The organism is Magnetococcus marinus MC-1, from assembly GCF_000014865.1.
GTDB classification, from domain to species: domain Bacteria; phylum Pseudomonadota; class Magnetococcia; order Magnetococcales; family Magnetococcaceae; genus Magnetococcus; species Magnetococcus marinus.
In genome coordinates this window covers 962195-985831 of sequence record NC_008576.1, presented here as the reverse complement: position 1 = coordinate 985831, position 23637 = coordinate 962195, and the positions used below count along the sequence as shown (strand labels likewise).

At 55.5% G+C, this 23637-nt stretch carries 9 protein-coding genes; 1 reads left to right on the top strand and 8 read right to left on the bottom strand.

Annotated elements, in window-relative coordinates; genetic code table 11:
• Positions 1-2: 2 nt before the first annotated feature.
• From MMC1_RS04015 to MMC1_RS03990, 6 genes are all read right to left on the bottom strand, one after another.
• A complete protein-coding gene (locus tag MMC1_RS04015) occupies positions 3-1952 on the bottom strand; it encodes a site-specific DNA-methyltransferase (RefSeq protein WP_011712468.1) in 1950 nt (649 codons plus the stop codon).
• On the bottom strand, positions 1949-2140 hold the full coding sequence (locus tag MMC1_RS04010) for a hypothetical protein (RefSeq protein ID WP_011712467.1): 192 nt from the start codon (positions 2138-2140) through the stop codon (positions 1949-1951). Before MMC1_RS04010 ends, MMC1_RS04015 begins: the two co-directional genes overlap by 4 nt.
• Positions 2137-2664: an ATPase gene (locus MMC1_RS04005; protein WP_011712466.1), complete on the bottom strand. Its 528-nt coding sequence runs from the start codon at positions 2662-2664 to the stop codon at positions 2137-2139. Before MMC1_RS04005 ends, MMC1_RS04010 begins: the two co-directional genes overlap by 4 nt.
• A gap of 11 nt (positions 2665-2675) precedes the next feature.
• Positions 2676-3437: a DUF4391 domain-containing protein gene (locus tag MMC1_RS04000; protein WP_227665297.1), complete on the bottom strand. Its 762-nt coding sequence runs from the start codon at positions 3435-3437 to the stop codon at positions 2676-2678.
• On the bottom strand, positions 3434-6667 hold the full coding sequence (locus MMC1_RS03995) for a helicase-related protein (protein WP_011712464.1): 3234 nt from the start codon (positions 6665-6667) through the stop codon (positions 3434-3436). The genes MMC1_RS04000 and MMC1_RS03995 overlap by 4 nt, the downstream gene beginning before the upstream one ends.
• A gap of 529 nt (positions 6668-7196) precedes the next feature.
• Positions 7197-8006, bottom strand: coding sequence for a substrate-binding periplasmic protein (locus MMC1_RS03990; protein ID WP_011712463.1), 810 nt, complete (start codon positions 8004-8006; stop codon positions 7197-7199).
• Between the two features lie 150 nt (positions 8007-8156).
• On the opposite strand from MMC1_RS03990, the gene MMC1_RS19580 reads away from it, so the two are divergent.
• Positions 8157-11462: a PAS domain S-box protein gene (locus MMC1_RS19580; RefSeq protein ID WP_011712462.1), complete on the top strand. Its 3306-nt coding sequence runs from the start codon at positions 8157-8159 to the stop codon at positions 11460-11462.
• A gap of 513 nt (positions 11463-11975) precedes the next feature.
• Here MMC1_RS19580 and MMC1_RS03980 read toward each other — a convergent pair.
• Both MMC1_RS03980 and MMC1_RS03975 read right to left on the bottom strand, forming a co-directional pair.
• A complete protein-coding gene (locus MMC1_RS03980) occupies positions 11976-21374 on the bottom strand; it encodes a two-partner secretion domain-containing protein (protein ID WP_011712461.1) in 9399 nt (3132 codons plus the stop codon).
• Between the two features lie 11 nt (positions 21375-21385).
• Entirely contained in the window at positions 21386-23575 is a 2190-nt protein-coding gene (locus tag MMC1_RS03975; protein WP_160162658.1) for a ShlB/FhaC/HecB family hemolysin secretion/activation protein, read from the bottom strand.
• Positions 23576-23637 lie beyond the last annotated feature (62 nt).

Genomic DNA, 23637 nt, shown 5'->3' with positions numbered 1-23637 from the left:
CCTCACAAACTACGGATGCCGGCCAGTTGGTCGGAGGGGATGTTCTGCTCCAGGATGGCGGCCAGATTGGTCTTGGCCACATCGTCGGCAAAGCCACTGTCGCGGAAGACGAACTGCACCGGCACTGCCGGGGCCAGCTCCCGCCACCAGTCGAGTATGCCCTGGGCCAGGGGCTCCACGTCGGCGCGTTTGATCTGTTCGGCCAGGCAGACCATGAGCGCCCCCAGGCCGATGCTGTGGACCGTCTTGCCGGCGAAGGCGCGTTGCTCCATGGGAACCGTCAGGTCCAGACCCAGCTTCAGCAGCAGCTCGAACAGGATGTCCTGCTCGCTGCGGCCTTCCACCAGATGTTCTTGATGGTTGAAGAGGGTCTTCTCCAGGTCGTCCCGGTCCGGCTGCCAGGGGCGGATGTTGCTGGTGTCCAGCTTGAAAACGCGGAAGCCGGTGTCGCCGGCAAAGAGCGGGTTTTTCTCCTTGATCTTCTTTCCGGCGCGGCGGAGGCGTTCCTTGGTGATCTCAGAGATATTATGGGGGCGGTTGATGCTGTCACAAAATGCAGCTGGCACTTTCTGATCGCTAGACGATCCATCTATTGGTTCAGGTAGTTGTACTAATACATATTTCAAGCTATCAGCGCTTATTTTTGAATTTCTGCTGATAGCAGCATGCCCAAATGCACCTGAACCCGCAAAAAAATCTACAACTATCCCTCCATCAGGAGCACCAACCTCAAGAAGTCTTTCAAGGAGTCTTATGGGTTTTGGAGTGCTAAAAACCTTTTTCCCAATGAGTTTTGCTGTCTCTTTCTGACCTTCATCATTATGTCCGCTATCTTCAAATTTCCACCAAGTTGGAGGCACAATACCCTGTTGAACCTCATTAAGGTACCTCTTTAATCTCGGCTTTCTGTAAGAATGATCTGGCCCCCAGTAAAGCCTCCCTTCGCGCTCCAGTTGATCGTGCTTGTCCTTCGTGTAGCGCCATACAGCATGCTCTTCTGGCCAGACTTCTTCCCCGGTTCTAGGGTGCTTAATGGAGTACCATAAGGTAGGCCTTTCATCTTTTGACTTGTTGCTAACATAGTTATCAGATGCCCACTCTCCTCTTGGGTCATTATCTGGATTCGAGTATCTGTCGTTTTGCTCCTTTGTTCTTGGGAGGAGCCCACGCTTAAACGTTTCAGATTTTCGGTACGCGATAATATGATCGTGCATTACCCCGATTCCGGGATCATCATTTGAAACGGCATATTTCTTCTGCCAAACGATGTTAGCAACAAAGTTCTCAGCGCCAAAAATGTCATCGCAGACAGATCGGGCATTAGCAACTTCTGTGTCATCAAGTGAAATAAATATCACCCCATCATCCCGCAACAAATTCCGCGCCAACCGCAAGCGGGGATACATCATGTTCAGCCAGTCGGTATGGAACCGCCCCGAGGCCTCGGTGTTGCTGGTGACGCGGCGGCCCTCGCCGTCGGTCTGGCCGGTCAGTTCCAGGTAGTTGCGGATGTTGTCGCGGAAGTCGTCCGGGTAGACGAAATCCTTGCCGGTGTTGTAGGGCGGGTCGATGTAGATCATCTTGACCTTGCCGGCATAGCTCTTCTGCAACAGCTTGAGCACCTCCAGATTGTCCCCCTCGATCATGAGGTTCCGGGTGGTGTCCCAATCCACGCTCTCCTCCCGACAGGGGCGCAGGGTGCCAGTGGAAGGGGTCAGGGCGATCTGCCGCGCCAGCCGCTTGCCATGCCAGTTGAGGCCGTATTTCTCCTCGGCGTCGGTCACCGTGGCGTCGCCCACCAACGCCTTGAGGACGTCCACGTTGATGGCCGTCCCCTGCGGCCCCTCGGTGACCAGCTCCGGGAAAAGAGCCTTCAGCTGCTCTATGTTCTCCGCCTTCACGTCGGCGCTCTGGGTCATGGGGTCGCCGGGTTCGATCTTCTTCATGGTCATTGTTGTTGCTCTCTTTCGATGTCCTCCAAGGTGGGGCGCTCCGTGACGATGCGGCCTTCATGCATCACCACCACCCCCGTGCCCGTGCGGGCCGCCAACTCCCGGGCGCGCCGCGCCGCACGCTCCATGGCAACCTGAGCATGACGCAAATCAGCGTCCCGCGCTTCACTCAATGGTTTTCCGTTCATCGTTCGCTCCATTCAATCAGCCTGGGAACCATATCCGCATTGTCATAATGCGCCCAAGCATCGACAATATCCCGGTAGATTTCGACAAAATTTCGCCTCCCCACCGCAAAACGCCGGTGGATGGTCTCAACCGGTACATCGTGCCCCCCCTGCCGAACCCGCATTGCCACACGGTCGATGGCCATTTGTACATCCGGTAGTTCCAGAAAAAACAGTTTCACATGGTATCCCATCGCCTGCCATTGCGGGATGGAACGGGCATATCCCCTGCCGCTCAAGGTGGTCTCAAAGGCAAAGCTGCGCCCTGCCGCCACATGATCGGCCATGGCGCGCAACATCAATCGTCCGGCCTGAATCGCCGCCCGCTCCGGCGCAAAGGGAGAAAGCCCGGCGGCGATCAGATCCGCATTGACAAAGGCCGGGCAGCGCGCCTCATTGGGAAGGAACTCCCGGGCGAAGGTGGTCTTGCCCGCGCCGTTCGGCCCGGCGATAATGACGATTTTCTTCTCGACAGGCACGGTCATCTCCTCGTTCCTTATCCCTTCAACCGGACGACAAGCGCGTCCAATGCCTTTTGAATACCCTGAATCTCCACGTTCAATTCCACCCGGCGGTTGAGCTGCTTCTCCTTGGCCGCCTGGGCGCTCAATCCCGCCAGCTTCTTTATCAGCTCCTCATGCTCCCGAAGCACCTCGCGCCGGTCCTGGTCCCCTTCCACCGACGCCGACACCCCATAGATTCCGGTCAACCGGGCCGCCGTCAAGGCGATCATCCGCCCCATCCACCCCTGGTAGAGGGCGTAGAGGTCGGTTGCGTTCTGCCGGGAGAGGGCCAGGGCCTCCAGAAACGCCGCTTCCACGCCATCGCCATCCCCCAGCCGTTCAACGGCCACCACGCCATCCAGCACCACACGGCCCGCCTCCCCCTGAGAAAACCGCTTGTGGGCCAGGGAGAAGAGTACCCCTTCATCTCCGGTCACCAGCAGTGCCAGCGGATAGGGAATGGCCCGGTGGATCAGCTCCAGCAGCCGGGCCGTCCTCGCCTTGGGCCGCAACACGGCATGGGCCACCGCCAGCTCCGTATATGCCCGCACCTCATCCCGAAAGACCGGCACCGCCACGTTGCCCGGCTTGAGCGCGGCGATCCAGTGCAGCGCCTCGATGCCCTCCTGAATCAGCCGCTTGTCCGCCGCCGTGGGCGCGCCCTGTTCCAGCAGGAGCTTCTTGGGCACTTTTTTGTCCACCCGGGCGTCGTCGGGCAACCCCAAAGCGTCGATGATGCGGGCCGCGTCCATCATGCCGTGGTCTCTCCGTCCTCCGGCAAAATAGCCAGCCAAGCCACCACCTCGAAATCGTAGATGCCCGAAAACTCCCCCTGCATGGCATGGGTGCCACCAGGAGAGAAGAGACTGGCCATAGCACGCTCCTCTTTTTTCCCGAGGATGGAACCCACCCCCTTGGCCAGCAGATCCTGCCACAGCCCCATCTCCCGCCCTCCTTTACTCGCCCGGTCGAACCGTTCACAGATTGCCGCATCCACATCGGTCCGCTCCAGGGCCACCTTGCGCAGCCGATCCAGAATCCGTTTGGCCTGGGTGAAGGGCAACAGCACCGCGCCATCCTCACCCACATGCACCAAATAGTGGGGCGAGAGCGGATAGCCCGGCTCCGGCCCGCTTTTTCCATCAATGCCATCGCGGGCCGCGCCCGCTTCGGCCCGCAGGCAAAAGATGACGCCGGGTGGCACGATGGAATCCCCTAGACCAAGGGAGCTGGCCACCGCCATGGAACCCAACGGCATCCGCTCCAGTTCCACGCCGCCCCCGCGCTGGAATCCGGCCAAGTCCATGCGGAAGTCGTTCAGGGTCATATCGGTGATGGAGATGCCGCCTTCGATCTCCTCCATGTCGATGACTGCTTCCTGAAGCTTGAGCAGCTGCTTGCGCCGATACTCCAGGTCGTTCATCTGGTCGCCGGACTGGTGCTCGATAACGTTCTCCTCGCCGGTGGCGGAGATGTCCAACAGCACCATGCGCCCGCTCACCCGTTGCTCCAGGTTGATGTACTCGTCCAGCTCCATATTAGGCCAGAAGTTGACCAGTTGGATACGGGCGTTGGGCGAACCGATGCGGTCGATGCGCCCAAAGCGCTGGATGATGCGCACCGGGTTCCAGTGAATGTCATAGTTGACCAGAGTGTCGCAATCCTGGAGGTTCTGCCCTTCGGAGATGCAGTCGGTGGCGATGAGCAGATCCAGTTCCCCTTCCTGGGCCATCTCTTCAGGCCGTTCTTTTGAACGAGGGGAGAAGGATGACAGAATGCCACCCAGATCCGAACGGATCTTCTTCAGCGTGCATTTATTGCCGCCCGCACCAGTAACCTGGGCGCTCTCTATGCCATATTGGGCGCGGACCCAAACGGAAAGATCCCGATAGAGGTATTCCGCCGTGTCAGCGAAGGCGGTGAAGATGATCATTTTGCGATTGCCGGGGTTGAGCGGGTTTTCTACCTTGTCTGCAATGAGTGCCTTTAACTCTGCCAGCTTGGCGTCCCGCTCGTATCCAACCTGGGTGGCCTCAGCATGCAGTCGGGCTAGGCGGTCATGGTCATCCTCCAGCTCCTGCCGCCAGCGGATGGCATCCACATCCTGCAACAGCACCTTGACTTTGGTTCCGATCAACAGGGTCTCAAAGGTGGGATCGTCCACATCCACCTCGTCAATGGACAGCGCCTCCACATCCTGAATGTGGGAATCGAGTTTCTCCAGCAACCCATCCACCTGGGTCAGTTGCCGCTCCAAGGTGAGCGCGAAAGCGTGGACGGAACTCTCCATCCGCTTGAGCAGGTTGACCCGGATCAGATGAACCATGCTCTCTTCCCGGTCCACCTGACGAAAGCGGCCCTGCCCCCCGCGCACCTGGGTATCGTACTTGGCCTCGTAGGCGGCCAGCCTGCCCGGCAGGAGATAGCGCAACGGCGCATAGGCAGCCAGATTCAGGCGGCGTATGTCGTCGTTGATCTCCCGGACCGGCGGGAAGCGGCCGGAGGAGTCCACGTCGGCCTTGATGTTGCGGGGCGTGAGGCGTTCTGGAAATTTGCCGGTCTCGGCGGTGCCGTAGTACTTCTCCACATGCTTGCGCGACCGGGCGATGGTCAGCATGTCCAGCAGCTTGAAGTAGTCGAAACCCAGCATCTCCGTCAACATGTCCTGGCGGCGTCCGGCGTTGGGCAGGTCCAGCCACTTGTTGAACTGGGTCTGGGCCAGGCGGATGGTCGCCTCGATGCTGGGAATGCCCTGATCCACGAACGCGCCGTCGTTGCCTTCGGTAATGAAGGCGATCTGGTTCTTGAGGTCGGCCAGACGGTTGTTCACCGGCGTGGCGGAGAGCATCAGCACCCGGGTCCGCACCCCCGCCTTGATGACCCGCTGCATGAGCCGTTCGTAGCGGCTTTCTCGCCCTTTGTGGGTGGGCTTGTTGCGGAAGTTGTGGGACTCGTCGATGACCACTAGGTCGTAGTTGCCCCAGTTGATGTAGGAGAGGTCAAGCTCCCCAGACAGCCCGCCATCCCGGGAGAGGTCGGTATGGTTGAGTACGTCATAATTGAAACGGTCGGCGGAGAGGATGTTGCGCCGGTCGTTGGCCTTGTAGAGGGTCCAGTTGTCTCGCAGGCGTTTGGGACAGAGAACCAGAACCCGGTCGTTACGCAGCTCAAAGTACTTGATGACCGCCAGCGCCTCGAAGGTCTTACCAAGACCCACGCTGTCGGCGATGATGCAGCCGCCGAAGCGTTCCAGCTTGTCGATAGCTCCGAAGACGCCATCCCGCTGGAACTTATAGAGCTTGCGCCAGACAACCGTGTCACGGATGCCGGTGGCAGAGCGGATGATCCGCTCCTCGTCCAGCTCCTCACCGAGATCCCGGAACAGATGGTGGAGTATCATCAGGTAGACGTGAAATGGGGGACGGTGGTCAGCGATCTCACCGAGCTTTGCCAACAGCGCCTTGCTTCCGGCATCGGATCTGGGCAGACCGGACCACAGGTTTGCAAACCAGCCGTTTAAGAGCTGCCACTCCTCGTCGGTCTCCGAGCATTGAATCAGGCTGAAGGGCGCGTTGGGAGCCAGCCCCAGCCCTTCCGTGGTAAATGAACAGTTGCCGGTAATGACGTGGTTTGCCACCGGCGTCACCCCTTCCGTCACCAGCGCCGCCTGGGGCAGTGGCGAAGCAGCGAGACGGACTTCGGCCTTGGCCTTGAGCCACGCCATGCATTGAGCTGCGAGCCATCTGTTCTGAAGGCGATTCCTGGCAAGCCGGTCGGAGTCGGTTCCCAGCAGTTGGATATTGGCAGAGTCAAGCGCTGGCATGACCAAACGGCACTGTTTTCCCCTAGCGAGCCGTTCACGCAATTCCGCAAAAGCAAACAGGGAGAAATGCGAAGAGGCGATGCTCAACTGTGAACCCGCCGGCAGGCTCTTGCGCAGTTCATCTATAACTCTGTCATTGCCGCTGTTTTTAATTAAACGCATGATAACCCTTCCGTCCATGCACGGCACCGCATGCCCATTACCATAATTTCCGTCCATGCCAACTCTGAACGCGCATAAATTTCCTTGTTTTGCAATGCCATATCAAACGCACATGACGTACTCAGAGAGCTTGTCTGGTGCTCCATCCAACCACGTTATTAATAAAAGTCATTTCACCCTTCACTGGCCTATTTTCCAAATAACTCAGAAGGTATTCTCCCCATTTTTAGGGGCGATAAAGAGTAGAGATTGTAACCTTCACCATGCCGATTCCGTCGTGCATGCTCATATCGTCACCCTATTCATTATTGTTTCGATAAGGAAAACTAAAATGGGATGAAGCAACCATCGCAAACGGTTTGGTTGTGGTGTGAAATACGCGCAAGCGCTATCCGCGAGGTATGCGAACCATCGGGCACCATGGCGCGGGGCTGGTTGAGCCGTGCGCAACACGCTCTGCACAGCTACCCAACCCAAGGCCAAGCCGCCCTTCTGTTAAGGGTGCAGAGGCCCTCAAGAGATCGCCCACTCATTCGAGCACAATGGGCATCAAACCGTTCTTTTCTGCAAAACGTTTTAACCGACCATCCCTCTTGATCTGGCGAACAAAACCATTAACCCGCGCCAACCACTCGGGCTCGCCCTTGGGAACGGCATAGGCATAATCGGTGGGGGCCAAAACCTGCGGGGGGGTTAATAGCTTCGCCCAACTACTGAGCAGCGCCATGCGGCGGCCATAAGGGTAGTCGGTCATAAACACATCGGCTCGACCGGCTTCAACCTCCTGCTCACGGGCCTTAAAGGTGTCGACCACGGTGAGCGTGCCTTGGTGCAGATAACTCCGCATCACCGGTTCCATATAAGTGCCTTTTTGCACCACAATAATGTGACCCTTACGATCAATATCCTGCCACGCTTGGATCGCAAAGTGATTTTTATCTACCACCGCGTAAATGCCGCTGCGCAGATAGGGTGCTGAAAAATCCATAAACTCTGCCCGGTCGGCCCGCACACCCACGCCATGCATCGCAATATCACACCGATCCTGCGTGAGGTTTTCTTTCAATTTTGAAAATGAACTGTCTATAAATTCGACCGTTACCCCTAGATCTGCGGCAAAGGCGTGGGCCAAATCAATATCAATCCCCTCTAATTGTTGGCTGCGAGGATTACGATAGGTAATCGAAAAATAACCGGGCCAGATGCAAACCCGCACCGTTTGGCGCGCCTGAATCGTTTGCAAGCGCGATTCAGCCTGTGCGATGGCAGGCTCTGCCAGAGCAACCAGGAAAATGACCGTACTGAGGCAGCCAATCCAACGACAAATACCTGATAGCATGCGTATAGCTCCTGTATCAGAGGTGCGATATTCACTAAACATGACCCATTTTGACCGATTTAAACAGATTCATTCGATTTTCCACCCGAAATGATTCTATACTGCACTGTATCTGTCTAATATTTACACTTTTACTACCGTCATAGGCGTATGATCCCACTCTCACAGAGCGATGCACGTTTGATGTGTACGGGCATCTATTTCAGCCGCCTCCTAGGCGGTGCTGCGTTGGTTATCCTGGTGCTGGGGGTTTGCCTACTGGTGTTGTTTAATAGTTTTCAAAACCAGCGCGAAGCCACTCAAGCAGGCATGCTCAAAACAACCCGTTATCTACAACTGGGCATGACCCACGCCTTTGAATCGGTTGATAATGCCCTTGAGCGGGTCAAGGATGTTGTGCATTCGCTCAAATCACCCAAACAGCTAAATGATACCCTTACCCAAGTTCTTAAATTTTCCCCTCATCTCCGACAAGTGATCATAGCGGATAAAGAGGGGCAAGTCATCGCTGACAGCGCTTTGGCGCTGTTTCCCACGCTACCCCGCGTTAAACTTGATTTGCCAGCTTTGGGGCTCAGCCAGGAACGCCTGCGCAGCTTGGGGGACCGCATGTTGTTGGGCATTCCCCAACAAGGGCGCTTTCTCGGAGCTGCCCATGATATTGGTGCGCGGAACGATCTGTGGTTTATGCCCATCGCCCTATTGGATGAGGGGCCACAGGGCCGCCACTCTATCGTTGCGGCCCTTAACCCACAGGCACTCTTTGGCAGCTTTCAGTCTGCGGTGGAGGGTTCCCAGGGGAGCTCCGCTTTGGTGCATCTGGATGGGCACATTCTGTTTGCCGCAACCGCCAAACGGCACCGTGGTGCGGCGATGAAGGGAAAACAGCTCCATGCATCGTGGCAGGAGACCTGGAGCCAAGGCGATGAAGGGCTGGTGCCCCGCCTGCCGTTTGCGCGCCAACAATCAGGTTTTACCGCCTACCGAATCTCACCCATCTATCCCTTAGTTACCCTGGTTTCGGTCACGGATGAGGACATATTGAGCGGGTGGATCCATAAGAATACCGCATTCATTGTCCTTATTAGCATAACCCCTATAGCAACCATGCTACTGATTGGTTTGCTGTTGTGGCAAGAGCGCCGACGTTTGCGGTTAAATGACCGCATTCGGGTTTTGTCAGAGGTGGTCGAAAAAAGCCCGGCGGCGGTCATGATTACCGATCCAAAAGGTGCCATCATCTATATCAATAAAAGTTTTGAAACCCTGTTTGGCTACTCTGCTGAGCAGGTGTTGGGCAATACGCCGCGCATGCTAAAGAGTGGTTTAACCGAAGATTTTGTCTATGCAGAGCTGTGGCAAACCATAACCGCAGGCGGTGTATGGAGTGGGGAGATGGTTAACCGTACCGCCTGCGGACAGTTATGCTGGACCTCTTGCATTGTATCGGGGTTAATCAACGATCAAGGGGAGATGGGCTACTATGTGGCGGTGGAGAGCGATACAACGGAAGCCAAGCAGAGAGAGTTGGATCTACATAAGCTTTCCACCGCAGTCGAGCAGAGCCCCATCGCCATTGTCATCACCAATCAAGAGGGGGCGATTGAGTATGTCAATCCACATTTTTGCAACATCTCGGGCTATAGCGCCCAAGAGGTCTTGGGAGAAAACCCCAGGCTGTTAAAATCGGGCGAGATGGCAGCGGCGTATTACCAGGAGTTATGGTCAACCATTACCCGTGGTGAGGTGTGGCGTGGTGAATTCCGCAACCGCCGTAAAAATGGCAGCACCTACTGGGAGTCGGCCACCATCGCGCCGGTACGGGATATTAACGGCCAGACCAGCCACTATATTGCTTTAAAGGAAGATATCTCCCTGCGCAAGAGCTATGAAGAACAACTGATTGAAGAGAGACATAAATATCAAGAGGCCAGCCGGGTAAAGTCTGATTTTCTGGCCACCATAAGCCATGAAATCCGCACCCCAATGAATACCATTTTGGGGATGACCGGAGAGCTCAAAGAGAGCCACTTGAGTGGTGAACAGCTCAAGCTGTTGCAATCCATCCAGGCCGCCGCGAGCAATCTGCTACAGATTATCAATGATGTCTTAGATTTTTCCCGTTTTGAAGCGGGTAGTATTGAATTATTTATCGCCCCACTGTTGTTGCGACAAGTCGTGAGTGAGGCCGAGCAGATTGTCGCATTTCAAATTCGCAAACAGGGCATTCGCTTTCTCACCTACATGGATTCGACCGTTCCCCCCTTTATCTTTGGTGATGCGCAGCGACTGCGACAGGTATTGGTCAACTTGCTGGTCAACGCCAGTAAATTTACGGAACAAGGGACGATTGCGCTGTTGGTGCACCTTCAACCGGGTAAAGCGGAGGCCAGCGATCAGCAGGAACTCTGTTTCCGGGTTGTGGATACGGGGATTGGTATTTCAGAAGCGCACCGCGATAAGTTATTTCACGCTTTTTCCCAGGCGGATGGGAGCATCACCCGGCAATATGGCGGCACGGGGTTAGGGCTTTCCATCAGCAAGCACTTGGTTGGGATGATGGGCGGAACCATTGGCTTTGAGAGTTGCCAAGGGGTTGGCAGCACTTTTTGGTTTACTTTGCCTTTGCAGGCGGATCAAACAGAGGACGGCACACCCCAGTGGCGCCCTATTTTGAAAGAGATGCAGATCTATAGCCTGCATGATCACCCGATCCATCTCAATTTTTATGAATCTTTTTTGGAGCAGTTGGGGGGGATTGTTACGCCGGATCATTTTTCCGTGGACGAGCATGTTGGGGTGGTTGATCGTCTCCGTGAGCACCCGCAACTTTTGCTGTTTCATTTAGAAAATATGGGGCAGATTCAGATCCAGGGGATGGTCTCCGCCATCCGCGCACGCTATTTTGAGTTACCCATGGTGTTTTGTGCGGATTGTTCTGAGAATCTGCCTCTGCTCAATGAGAGCATGTGGGGCGTCTATTTTGTCCATGATCAGCAAGACCCCAGTCGCCTCTATCAAATTTTAGAACAGGCGGTATCGGCACCACGGCCTATTCGAGAGCTGGCCCAGAGTGGTCCGCAAAAGCGGATTTTGGTGGTCGATGATTCGACGGACAATTTGGAACTTATCCGTCTGTTTTTAAAACGTCAGCCCTATACGCTTGAATTTGCCGAAAGTGGTCAGGAAGCCGTGGACAAGGTCAGGCAACGCCCCTCTTTTGACTTGATCTTGATGGATGTGCAGATGCCAGGTATGGATGGTTATCAGGCGACTCGGACGATTCGCCTTTGGGAAAAGGCGAACGATTTGGCGAGCATCCCTATTATCGCTTTAACGGCCCATGCCATGCCGGAGCATCGGGAGAACTCGTTAAGGGCGGGGTGTCAGGAGCATTTGACCAAACCTATTCATAAATTGGTGCTTATCCAGGAGTTACAGCGTTTTTTAGCGTAAGTTTGAAAAGTGCTTAGCGGCTTGCAAACCCCATGGAGTAAAGGCTGTTTAGACCTGGCCTTTAAGGCCCGCCAAAGCCACACCTACACAGGATTGGAGGGAGGGTTTTATCCGCATCACCAGGGTGCAACATAAACGGTGTGCGTCGATTACGAATAAGCCACCTTTGAGCACAGCTTTTTTGCACAAATGCGGTTGACGATATGGTGGTGTTTGGCAGCACCAAGGGCATCGCGTCAAAAATGGAATTAGACCCTCTGCACACCTCGCTGCATCGTGAGTTCAGGTTAGATGCGGCACCTTTTACATGTGATCCTCTCCCCATGCGGGGACAGAACTCTCCCTGCTTAACGGGACGAAGGTGAAGGTTGGGGCTCCTCCAGAGTGGCCCCCAACCTTCACCCTGTTATTCAAGCATGCTTACCAGCGCAAAGCCAAGCTCAACCGGCCTTGGGTGCTACCGGCTTGGAACTGGCTGAGCCATTGCTGTTAGGCTCCTCGGTGGCGGAGGTATTATCCCCCTTCACCCTGCTTGTTGACATCACCGTCACCACTGCCCGGAGAACCCGTGTCACCACCGGCTCCATCGGTGCCACCCGGACCACCCCGATCACCACCGGCTCCATCGGTGCCGCCAATGCCACCCGCATCACCACCGGGGCCGCCACCGGGAGCACCTTCACCGCCAAATCCACCGGCATCGCCACCGGGAGCACCTTCACCGCCAAAGCCACCGGCATCGCCACCGGGAGCACCTTCACCGCCAAAGCCACCGGCATCGCCACCGGGAGCGCCTTCACCGCCAAATCCACCGGCATCGCCACCGGGAGCACCTTCACCGCCAAATCCACCGGCATCGCCACCGGGAGCACCTTCACCGCCAAATCCACCGGCATCGCCACCGGGAGCGCCTTCATCGCCAAATCCACCGGCATCGCCACCGGGAGCGCCTTCACCGCCAAATCCACCGGCATCACCACCGGGAGCGCCTTCACCGCCAAATCCACCGGCATCGCCACCGGGAGCGCCTTCACCGCCAAATCCACCGGCATCGCCACCGGGAGCGCCTTCACCGCCAAATCCACCGGCATCGCCACCGGGAGCGCCTTCACCGCCAAATCCACCGGCATCACCACCGGGAGCGCCTTCACCGCCAAATCCACCGGCATCGCCACCGGGAGCGCCTTCACCGCCAAATCCACCGGCATCGCCACCGGGAGCGCCTTCACCGCCAAATCCACCGGCATCACTAACCAGACCACCACCCGCGCCGCCAAAGTCTCCACCCGCACCGCCAAATCCACCACCTGCACCGCCAGCACCGCCAAAGCCGCCGCCGGCTCCACCACCAATGTCACCACCTACACGGTTTCCTGTGGACTGAATCTCTTGGAAGAGGTTGCTATCATCCCCCCCTACAAAGTCCCCATCTATCAACAGGGCGTTGGCCGATTGGCCGGGAGCCTCAACAATGGGGCTATCCCCATCGGGAGCCACCAAAGAACTACGAGCCCCTGACTCAGTCTCTGAAAAAAGATTGGCCGCTTTAATCTCAATGGCATCTTCAACGGTACCAATATTATCGTTCTCACCTTGGGCCAACAGTACAACGCGCTCCGCTTTCAAATCCACCGCAGCATCCGAACGGGTGGGACTCTCTTCAATACTTCCCTCCAAGGAGACCAAACGCAGCTCGGTACCCATGGCAATATTTGTGGAAGCCGAGTTGGTGCTAACCAGATCCACATAGAAACCATAATCAGCATCCGCCATGTAGATGCTGCCACCCTCGGTGGTTACATTGACAAAAGTCGTCAGATCCACATTGAGATCATTATCCACATGACCGATCCCAAAACCATGCCCCGTTACATTAAGGTAGAGCTCATCGGCAATAATTTTTGGGGCATGACCATGGCCGGGATCTTCCGTAACCCCGCCATTACTAACCATCATATCCACCCGGGTACCCTCGGTCGTACCTGTGGTTATTAAGCCGACGGCAACGCCACCTGCTGTATCGTGCAAATAGACATCTCCCTTATCGGTGGTCACATTCAACACTTGGGCATTCAGCTCCAGACGGTTGGCCACATCACCCACACCATTACCTAAGCCCGTGGTGGTCAAGGTAATGATATTCCCCACCACATCGGCTGCGGCACCACTGTTGGTCTCATTGATGTTACCGCCTGTGGCCTGCAATGTGACGGTCAACCCGGCACCCTGCACGAAACCGTCGCTAATCAACAAGTTACCCGTCGTTACCAACGAAAGCGCACCATCGGCTGCTGAGAAGCTGGTTACACCCTCAACCGTGGTTAGGCTTAAATCACCACTGTTGGAGATGGTCACACCGCCCGAACCACCGGTAGCGGCCAGATTACTAACCTGGGTCTCCAACGCATCTGCGGATGCCCCTACCCCCCCATTGGCGACCATGGCTAGGTCGGCTGCGGTAACATTCGTTGCGGCACCGTTATTGTCGGCAATCCCTGCCGTTGCAGTACCGGTGGCGGAGATCTTAACCGAGTGACCCGCCGCCGAAATGGTGCCTAAAGCGATGCCGTTATACGGTGATGAGAGGGTCGAAACCACGGCGATATCCACATCGCCACTGCTGGTAATGGTACCGGTCTGTCTAAAGCCTGCCGCGCTGACATCCACCGACGAACCGTTTACGTTACCATAGAGATTGATACTACCACTTACCCCATCGCCATCCCCATCACCGGCCTTATCGGCAATGAGGGTGATACCCGTACCTGTAACCTGTGAACCCAAGCCGAAGGTCATGCTGTCCCCTGCACTAAAGGCCACACCGGCGCTACTCTGCACCGTTACCCCAGCATCGACGGTCAGGTTATCCACGGAGGTTGTTTGTAAACCTGCCGTAATGGTGATTGGCCCCCCAGTGGATTGCACATTTTGGGTCAGGGTTAAAGCGTGACTGGAGGTCACATCAATCTGACCGCCGGCTGTCACTGCCGCCAACGAAATGCCACTAATGGCCGAGGTCGCCGCAGAGTTGACGTTGACACTCACCGTGCTATTACTGGTGATGCTACCGGTATGGGTCAACCCGGCTCCGCTGATGGTTACGGTTTGACCACTCAGATTGCCAGCCAGCACCATGCTACCAGAAACCCCGTCGGCCACCCCAGCCCCCTCATGATTGGCGGCCAATACAAGGGTCGTACCGGTGATCTGAGCCGCCGCACCAATGCTCATATTATCCCCAGAGGTCAGGGTAATGGTGTTATCACCACTGCTGATGGTTTTACCTGCCGCCAGGGTCAGATCATCGCCACTGGCGCTGCTATCACCGGCGGTCAACACCACGGCACCACTGGTGGTGGTGACATTTTGGTTCATCACCAATTTATTGCTGGAGACCACATCAATTTGACCACCGGCCGTCACACTACCCAGGGTGATGCCATTAACCGACGAAGCGGCGGTGGAGGTGGCGCTAATGTTGACACTGCCCGCACTGGTTATGGTGCCAGAGTGGTTAACCCCACCCCCGCTGAGCACCAAGCTGCTGGCGTTAATGTTACCGGCAATGGTTGCACCACCGTTAACCCCATCGGCCTCGCCATCGCCGGTATTGTTGGCGGTAATGGTCACCGTGGTACCGGTAATCTGTGCACCGGATTCAACCGCCACATTATCACCGGCTGTCAGGGTAACGGTACTGGCCGCTGAGATGGTGGTATTGGCGGAGAGGGTAAAATCATCGCCACTGTTGGCGCTATTACCCGCCGTCAGGGCGACCGTGCCGCCAGAAGTGGTGACGTTGTTGGAGACGGTAAGGGGGCTGGTTGCCGCAATCACGATATTACCCGCAGTGGTGATACCGCTCACCCCGTCTACCGTACCAAGCGTCAAAGCCTTATTGTTGGTCACGGTGACATCACCGGTGGTGGTGCTGGCCGCCATGGTGGTAACCGAGGTGTTCAAACCACCGCTGGCCCCAATACCGGTTCCAGCCACACCCACAAATTTAGAGGCGGTCAAGCTATGCCCGGCATTACCATTGATAATCTGCCCGGTGGTCTCTAGGCGGATGTAGTCATCGGCAACCAAGGCTCCCACCACGGAGATATTATCGGTGGCAGTGATGGACATGATCCCCGTACCTGCTGTTTTGGTTGCAGACATGGAATTGAGCACGGCAGGGCCGGTAATGGCTAGCACCACATCACTGTTGACCGCATTCACATCCAACTGCCCCGAGATCTGAATACCAAAGGGTAGTGCCAACGTACCAGCTGTGGATGAGGCATCTTCAGCCAGCACGGCCTGCCTAGCCACCTGCCAATTATGGTTACGCTCGATGACCGCCGCATCATAAGCGGCCTGACTGATGGAGGTTGCCTCTTTGTAGGCTTGGTGGTTGGCAATAGCATCGGTCAATGTGCTTTTAGCCGCATACATTTCTGCATCTTTATTAAAGGCCAAATCCTCAGCATCATCCAACTGACCCGCAATTTCGGAGTGGGCAATGCCGATCGCATAAGCCGCAATACCTGCAACGTTTGCCGCCAAACCGGTCACCGCAGCGGCCGCCTCGGAGCCAGCATCACCGGAGAATGGAATAGCCTGAGCCGCACCCGCAGCCACCTCAATGGCAGAGGCCGCAGTCGATAGCGCAATCGAAACCCCATCCAACACATAAGTAGTTATTTTTAAACCGTTTTCGATGGGGGCCAAACGGTCAACTTCGGCTTGTGCCGTGTCATAAGCACTGGAGGCGAGCGTCAACGAGTAGTTCGCCGTGCTCTCGGCCGTTGACATAATGTCCATGGCTGCGGTGTTTGCCTCCAGCAACGTCAACTTCGCCGCGACCTCGGAATCATGGGCGTGGGCATTGGCAATGGAGTTGGTGGTGTGCAGTTCTGCCTGCCGCACCGTTGGCGTGGTACCGCTCAGGGAAAAATTCCGCGCAATGACGTTCACCGCGGTGCTGTTGCCATCCAAAACCACCCCATAATCGGAGCTGACACTGACATCACCGATCCCCGCATTGAGCAAACCGATGGTGATATGGCTATCCGCCGTGATACTGATGTTTTGGTTGGCGGTGGTAATATTGCCGATGATGGCTACCGCACCACTCTTATCGGTGGTACCCGCGTTGATGGTAACCGTACCACTGCCCTGGGCGACGATGGTGTCATTGGTGTCTAAAAAGACAATATTACCCGTGGTGGTTTGCAAGGTTAGGGATGTGTTATTGGCGATGGTTGCGGTATCGCCTGCCATATCTAGAATGGTCAGTGACTCGGCAATAAAGGAGCTACTACCTCCCTCTAGCGATGCCTTGGTAATGGCCATCGCCCCAGCATTAACAATATCTGTGCTGCCCGTTGATGAGAGTTGGGTAATGGAGGTCTCCAGCCCTTCTACACCATTGGGGCCGGTAACGTTTAGAATATCGGCAGTAACGTTGTTGGCGGCACCATTATTATCGGTAATTTTGCCAGCGGATACCAGGGTGACATCATCCCCTTTGGCGGTGATAACACCTAGGGCGATATCGCCCGCGCCGGTAATAGAAACGTTGGCATCCGATCCCACAGCGGTTGCTGCGGTTATTGTCAAACCACCACTACCTAGCTCATTAAGATAGATCCCTCCGGATGTGGTGGTGGCCGTCACGCTGTTAACCTGGGTATCCACCGCGCCATTGGTGGCCGTACTGCCGATGGAGAGACCAACAAGGGTCAATGACTCGGCGCTAATGTTGTTGGTGGCGCCATTACCATCGGTAATCGCGCCACTGGCAGTCAGGGAGACCGCTTGTCCCGCAGCGGTTACGCCATTAAGCACCAATGCACCGGTGTTACTCAACTGGAACCCCGCCCCCGTGGCCACCGCTGTGGTTAGGGTCACATCACCTGCGTTGCTCAGATAGACCCCACCCGCGCTGGCCGTTGCCGAGAGGTTGGCCGCGACCGTATTAACCGAGGCACCACTGGCGCCAATCGCTGTTCCCGCACTCAATACCACCGTGGCACCTGTAGCCGAGGAGCTGGTACCTCCAGAGAGCACAGAACCCGCTGTGGCTGTTAGGGTAACACTGCCTTTGGCTGAAATCGTACCGATGGTCAGGTTGCCGGTGGTGGTGGCAAACTCAATATTCTTGCCCGTACCAACCGCCTTTGCGTTAACGGTGGCACCATCACTCTCTTGGGCATAGATGCTACCTGCTGAAGCCAAATAGGTCAGAGTGGTGGCTGTGGATTTGATGGTACTACCCGAGGCACCAATGCTGGTACCTGCCGTAAGCACGACCGTATCGGCGGTAATGGCAGAGGTAGCATCGGTGATGGCTGTGGATGCGGTAATGGTCGCGCTACCACCGGTCGCTGTTACCGTACCAATGGCAACACCACCCCCTGTATTTTCAAAAGTTACACTCCCAACACCGGTGGAGGAAAAGGCACCTGTGGTTGCGTTAAAGGCAAAGGAACCACCGGTAAAGTTCAGGTTGGTAGAACCATTATTGACTTTGGCATTTATGCTGGTGAGGGCATCACTCTCGTCGATGTAAAAAGATTTACCAGAACCGGTAATCTCAACAGCCAACGTGTCAACCGTCGTTTCTAAGGCATCCGATGCGGTACCGGCACCCTTGTCACTCTTAATCGAAGCTGAGTTGGCGATAATGTTGGCGGTTGCGCCATTATTATCCAAAATCGAACCCGTACCGCCATCAATGGTTACACTGCCACCCACCGCAGAAACCATGCCCAGCGACAACACCCCATCGGAGGCATTAATCACCACATCATGACCACCACCCGCCGTTACGCTGGCTACGGTGCTGGGCACACCCATAGCAAAATATACCCCACCATTGGTGGCGGTTAGCGTGGCACTTTCAGTGGTTAGTTCGAGCACATCGCCGCTAAGCCCCATGTTCAAACCAGCATTGAGCACCACATTTTTGGCTAGGATATTATTTGTGGCGTCATTGTTATCATAAATATTGCCCGCTGTGCTGGTTAAGGTAACGGTTGAGGTCGCACTGGCCGTTCCAATAATAATATCACCCGCAGCCGTTACGGTAACGTTGTTGGTGCCGGTCTCCGTCTGGCCATCCAGGGTAGTAACCACAACGGCATAACTGCTATTTACCTTGGCAGTAACCCCTTTTTGATTGGCGTTAATGCTATTGATTAAGATGCCTGAGGCTTCATCAATATAGACACTGCCATTGCTGGATGAGGCGGTCAGAATACCCAGCTCGGTTTTAAGGGCATGGGTTGCATCACCAATGCTACCACCACGGGTACCATCGTTACCCAACACAATGGCCCCGGCCACCACCGACTCACCGCCATTGGTGGTTAGATTGGCCGAACCGGCCGTAATGTTGGTGCCTGTTCCGGCCAAGCCATCCAGAATGCCACCATCGGTTACCACCAACATGAAGGTAGCCGTACCCACATTGACCGTACCGAGATTAAGATTAACAATCTTACTCTCGTCAATATCGGTGGTGCCGATATCATCGGTGGGAGCCGCCCCAAACCAATCCACCGTACCACTGAGATAACCGGGACTGGCAAGGGCAACAGACCCGTTGTTTGTGGTCACATCCACGCGGGTTTTCGCATGCACCTCCAGATAATCGGTGGTAGAGGTCCCTGGGGCACCGATGTAGGCACCGTTGGTATCGGTCGTGGTCAAACTTAAAATATCACCACGTAGATCGACTTCACTGTCTGCATCAATCTCGGTAATGGCATCGTGGGAACTGACGGTCAGGTTGCCGTCGGTGGTCACCAGATCAATGGTAATACCGCCTGCGGTGCTGGCATTGGTGCTGTCCACAGTAAGGGTTATGGCAGCGCTACCACCATTTAATGTGGTCCCTGCCGCCATGCTGATGGCCCCATCACCGCTGCCCCGATTGGCCAAGGTTTGGGTCGAGTCGTTGGCCTTAATGTTGACGGTGCTGGTGGTGGTTACATTGCTGTTTAATGCCACCGAACGGCCCGCCGCAATGGTCAGGCTGCCAGTTGTTAAGGCGCTCCCCACCGTGACATCATTATCTGCTGTCAGGCCGATAGATGTGGAGCCACTGGCAAAGTTGGGACCGTTTACGATGATCGAACCTGCGGAGTCCAGCGCTACGGCGCCACTGCTGGTCACGTTGTAGGCGGTAATATCTCCCATCAATCCGTGACCGCTGGCATCAATGGTCATATTAACCGCCGCACTACCGGCATTAATTGTGGTACCGCTGGCCATGGCGATACTGGCTACCCCGGCATCCCGATCTGCCGACAGCGCGGTATGATCGTTCGCCGTGAGCGTGACAACACCATTGTTGGTGGTTAAGTCGGCATTGATCAAAATGGAGCGCCCAGCCTGTAAGGTCAGCCCAGTGCCCGCATTGGCAATGTTAATGGCTGTGGTTACGGTAATATCCGTGTTGGCCTGCAACACCACATCCGCCACTTGGGCGTTGATGCTGGCGGCGGTAATGACGGTCGTACCACTCTGGCTATCATCAAACTGGACGGTGGTGCTGTTGTAGGCCCCGCCGCCCGCATCGTTGATCTCAATATGTTTAGGGTCGATCACCAACTTGGCGTTACGTCCACGCGGGGCTAAGCCCACCACTTTACCAATGAGTTGCACCTCACCCTCACTGGAGACATCCACCAAACCGCCGTCGCCGCCATTTTGCCCGGCATCTGCCTTCACTACCCCATCAAAGGTGGCCCGGTTGGCCGAGCGAATCTGTACCACCCCACCCGAACCGCTGTCGGCTCCGCCACTGACATCAATGACGCTGTTAACGGTAGTCAGGGTATGCTGGGCCGATATTAGCGTGACCTGCCCGCCATCGCCCGAACCACTGCCTTTGGCCTCGATCACCCCTTCGTTGCCCACAAAGTGGCCTGTCATGACCACTTCGCCACCAGCGCTATTGGGTTCTGCCGCTGAGACATCGAGAATCCCGCTGTTGCTGACGATTCCCCCCTCGTCATCGCCACCGAGATAGATTTTACCATTCTTCTTTTGCAGAGATTGAGCCTGGATAATCCCCTCATTATTCACCACCGAAGAGAAGACATCCCCCGCCGAGTGGCCCTGCATCACCACATTGCCGCCATCGGCTTGAATGGTCCCGGTGTTGCTAACCAAGGCTTCTAATGGTTGACCATCGGCACCCAATACCTTTTCGGCCACCGCGCCGGTCACTTCATAGGAAACCAAACCATCACCGTGGAAGTCGATGGTCATTTTATCGCCAGAGGCCAGTGCAACCGAGCCCAACTTAGCAATAATCAACCCTTCGTTACGTACCCCAGGGGCCACCAAAAAGGCAAAACCCCCTTCACCGATATGGATCTCACCCTTGTTCTCCACCGCAGCATCTTTGAGCCCAGGCACCTTCTCAAAGGCATATTTACCACTAAGAAAGTTATTATCCTTAATACTCAAGGTGGTGGCCAACAGCCCGGCCACATCCACCTGCGCCGAACGACCAAAAATCACACCATTGGCGTTAAGAATAAACAGACGCCCATTGGCCTGCAACTGACCCAAAATGTTGGTTGGCAAGTTGCTCTCGACCCGGTTAAGGGCGATGGAGCCTACATCCGGTTGGATAAACTTCACCAATTCATTGGGATTAATATCAAAGTTTTTCCAGTTGATAATCGCCTTATCGGTAGCCTGATTGATAATGGTATCGTTTAGGTTACGGTCAATCGTTACCTGACCGGCAATCACCTGCTCACCCGAAGGGCCCGCCAGCGCCTGACCGGGGAAACTCAGCATGATCAGGCAGACCGGCACCCCGCGCCACAAAAAAGAGAGCTTCTTAGCAGGGATGGATGCCAGAGGCGCACTTACACAAGCCGCTTTTGCTTGGGATTTGTTCATGGCATCACTCCTTAATAGGTGATCGAGGTAGAGAGACTTACAACAGGGCTCTCTTTCAGGGTGTTAACTGCGGGATAAATGGGCCACCCCATATCCAGATTCATGGAACCTGTCACACCAAACTTGGTGTAGTTGAGCATGGCACCAACACCATAGCCGGTAAGAAAGGCCGACTTCTCCTGGTTGATCAAGGGCTCTTTACGTCGTACATAGCCATGATCCAAGAAGCTGTAGATCATATATGGAACGGTGGCGGCAGGATCGGTGTAACGGAGCTCAAAGCTGGTTCGGTAACCATTATCGCCACTCTCAGCACCAGAGGTATGCCCCCGTACGGAGTCCTGACCACCAATTTGAAACTCTTCGCTCGAAACCAAGCTATCATCGGCAGCCTGCCACGTTCCCGTACCATAAAAGCTATATTTTTCATGAAGCTGACGGTTATGGGCATAGGTCAGTTGCAAACGAGAGAATTGGTTATCCGCACCGGTACGGCTGGTTTTTGTCCCGTTTGGACTACCCCCTAACATCGCCCCCAAACCCTGGGTTACATTTGCCGAGATGGTATTGCTACCCCCGAGCAGATCAAAGGTGCTGTCCACCTGGGCGTAGGCAATGCGCACCCGGTCTTTGCTGTTAAGCGTCCCTAACAGGTAGAAGGGCGCGTTCTTACCTTCCACACCCACCTCCCCATACAGAGAGAGGTTACGCCGCAGCACAAAGGGGTGCTGCACATAGATTTTACCTGTGGTACTCTCACCTTTGATGCCCAAGTCAGAGAAGACCTGCGTGACGTCATAGTTACCCGTGCTATAAGAGACCCCCAACTTGGTACCGTAGTAGCCAACGGGTGCCTGTATATCCAGGGTTTTATAGGCCAGATCTTTGGGCGTTTCCCCCACCAGCACAGCTGCCGTGGCTTGGGCACCCGAGCCCATAATATTGTCCCAACTCAAAGTGGTTTGATAACGTTCACGGCTGACCGATGTCGAGCCGTGGTTGTTATATTCCACGCTCACACCAAAGGGCTTGCTCTCCTCCACCTGCACATTGACACTGGCCGTACCGGGTTTTCCACCTTTTTGCAAGACGGAGCGGGCCGAGAGTGCCGGCAAGGTGTTAAGGGTCAGCAAACCACGCTCGATATCATCACTTTTAAGAGGAGAATTACGGGCCGCTTTCTCCATGATTTTCTTCAGGTAGGATGCATTGTAAGATTTGTTACCGGCCACGGTAATCTGGTCGACCTCGGCCTCAACAATCTTAATCTTGACGGTACCGTTGCCAATCTCCTGTTTTGGCAGATAGGCGCTGGCCAGAATACTCTCTTTTTGGCGGTAAAATTTGGTCACCTCGGCGGTAACCTCCTTGAGCTTGGTTATGCCAAGCTCGCGGTCGGTGTAATCGGCCAAGGCATTATTGAGCTCTTCGGTGGTGAAACTTTTATTGCCCACAAACTCAAACGCTTTAACCAAAAAAGTCTCTTCCAGCTCTTTCAGGGGGGCCAGACCAATCACCGGGGCATAGTTACCCACCTTGTCAGGCAGGCTCATCGCCGAGGTCTGTAAGGGGACCGATTCGCCACTGCTGCGATCATGGGCCGTCACTTCCACCGCCAGATAAAGATGGTTATCGGCCTTTGTTACCTGATAGGTCTGCTCGGTTGCCCCCTCGATGGCAACCATATCGGCCAACTCGGTACTGTTGGCATCTTTTGCGCGCATCCACTGATAGGAGTAGAAAAAATCGCCCTTTTCCCCGTCAATACTATCATCCCACTCCCCCATGCGCGCGGTCAGGATACTGCCAATAATCGCATGCCCAATAATCTGCGGAGGCTTTTTATTTACCGGAGCATCGTTGGTGGGTTCCACCACCACCTTGACCAACACCTCACTCGCCCCACCCCGACCATCGGCAAGCTGCACGGTAAATTCATCGTTGCCGTGCCAGTTGGGCTCTGGCTGATAATCCACCTTAACCGCAGAGCCATTTTGCACCACGCTGGCCTTACCATGGGCACCCTGCGCAGAGATTGACCACACGTAGCTCTCTTTATTGTAATCAATACCGTGCAGAGTGAGATCAAACGCACGGGGCAAGCCGTCCTCATCCATAACCCGCTCCACCATGGAGAGGCTTTGCACAGGATCGGACAAGGCATGGGCCTGCGTCACCCATAGACTCGATGCGCTGATCACCAAACCTCCCACCACACATTTTTTTACAAATTGGGCGAAACCAGCTTGGCGCACAACAGAGA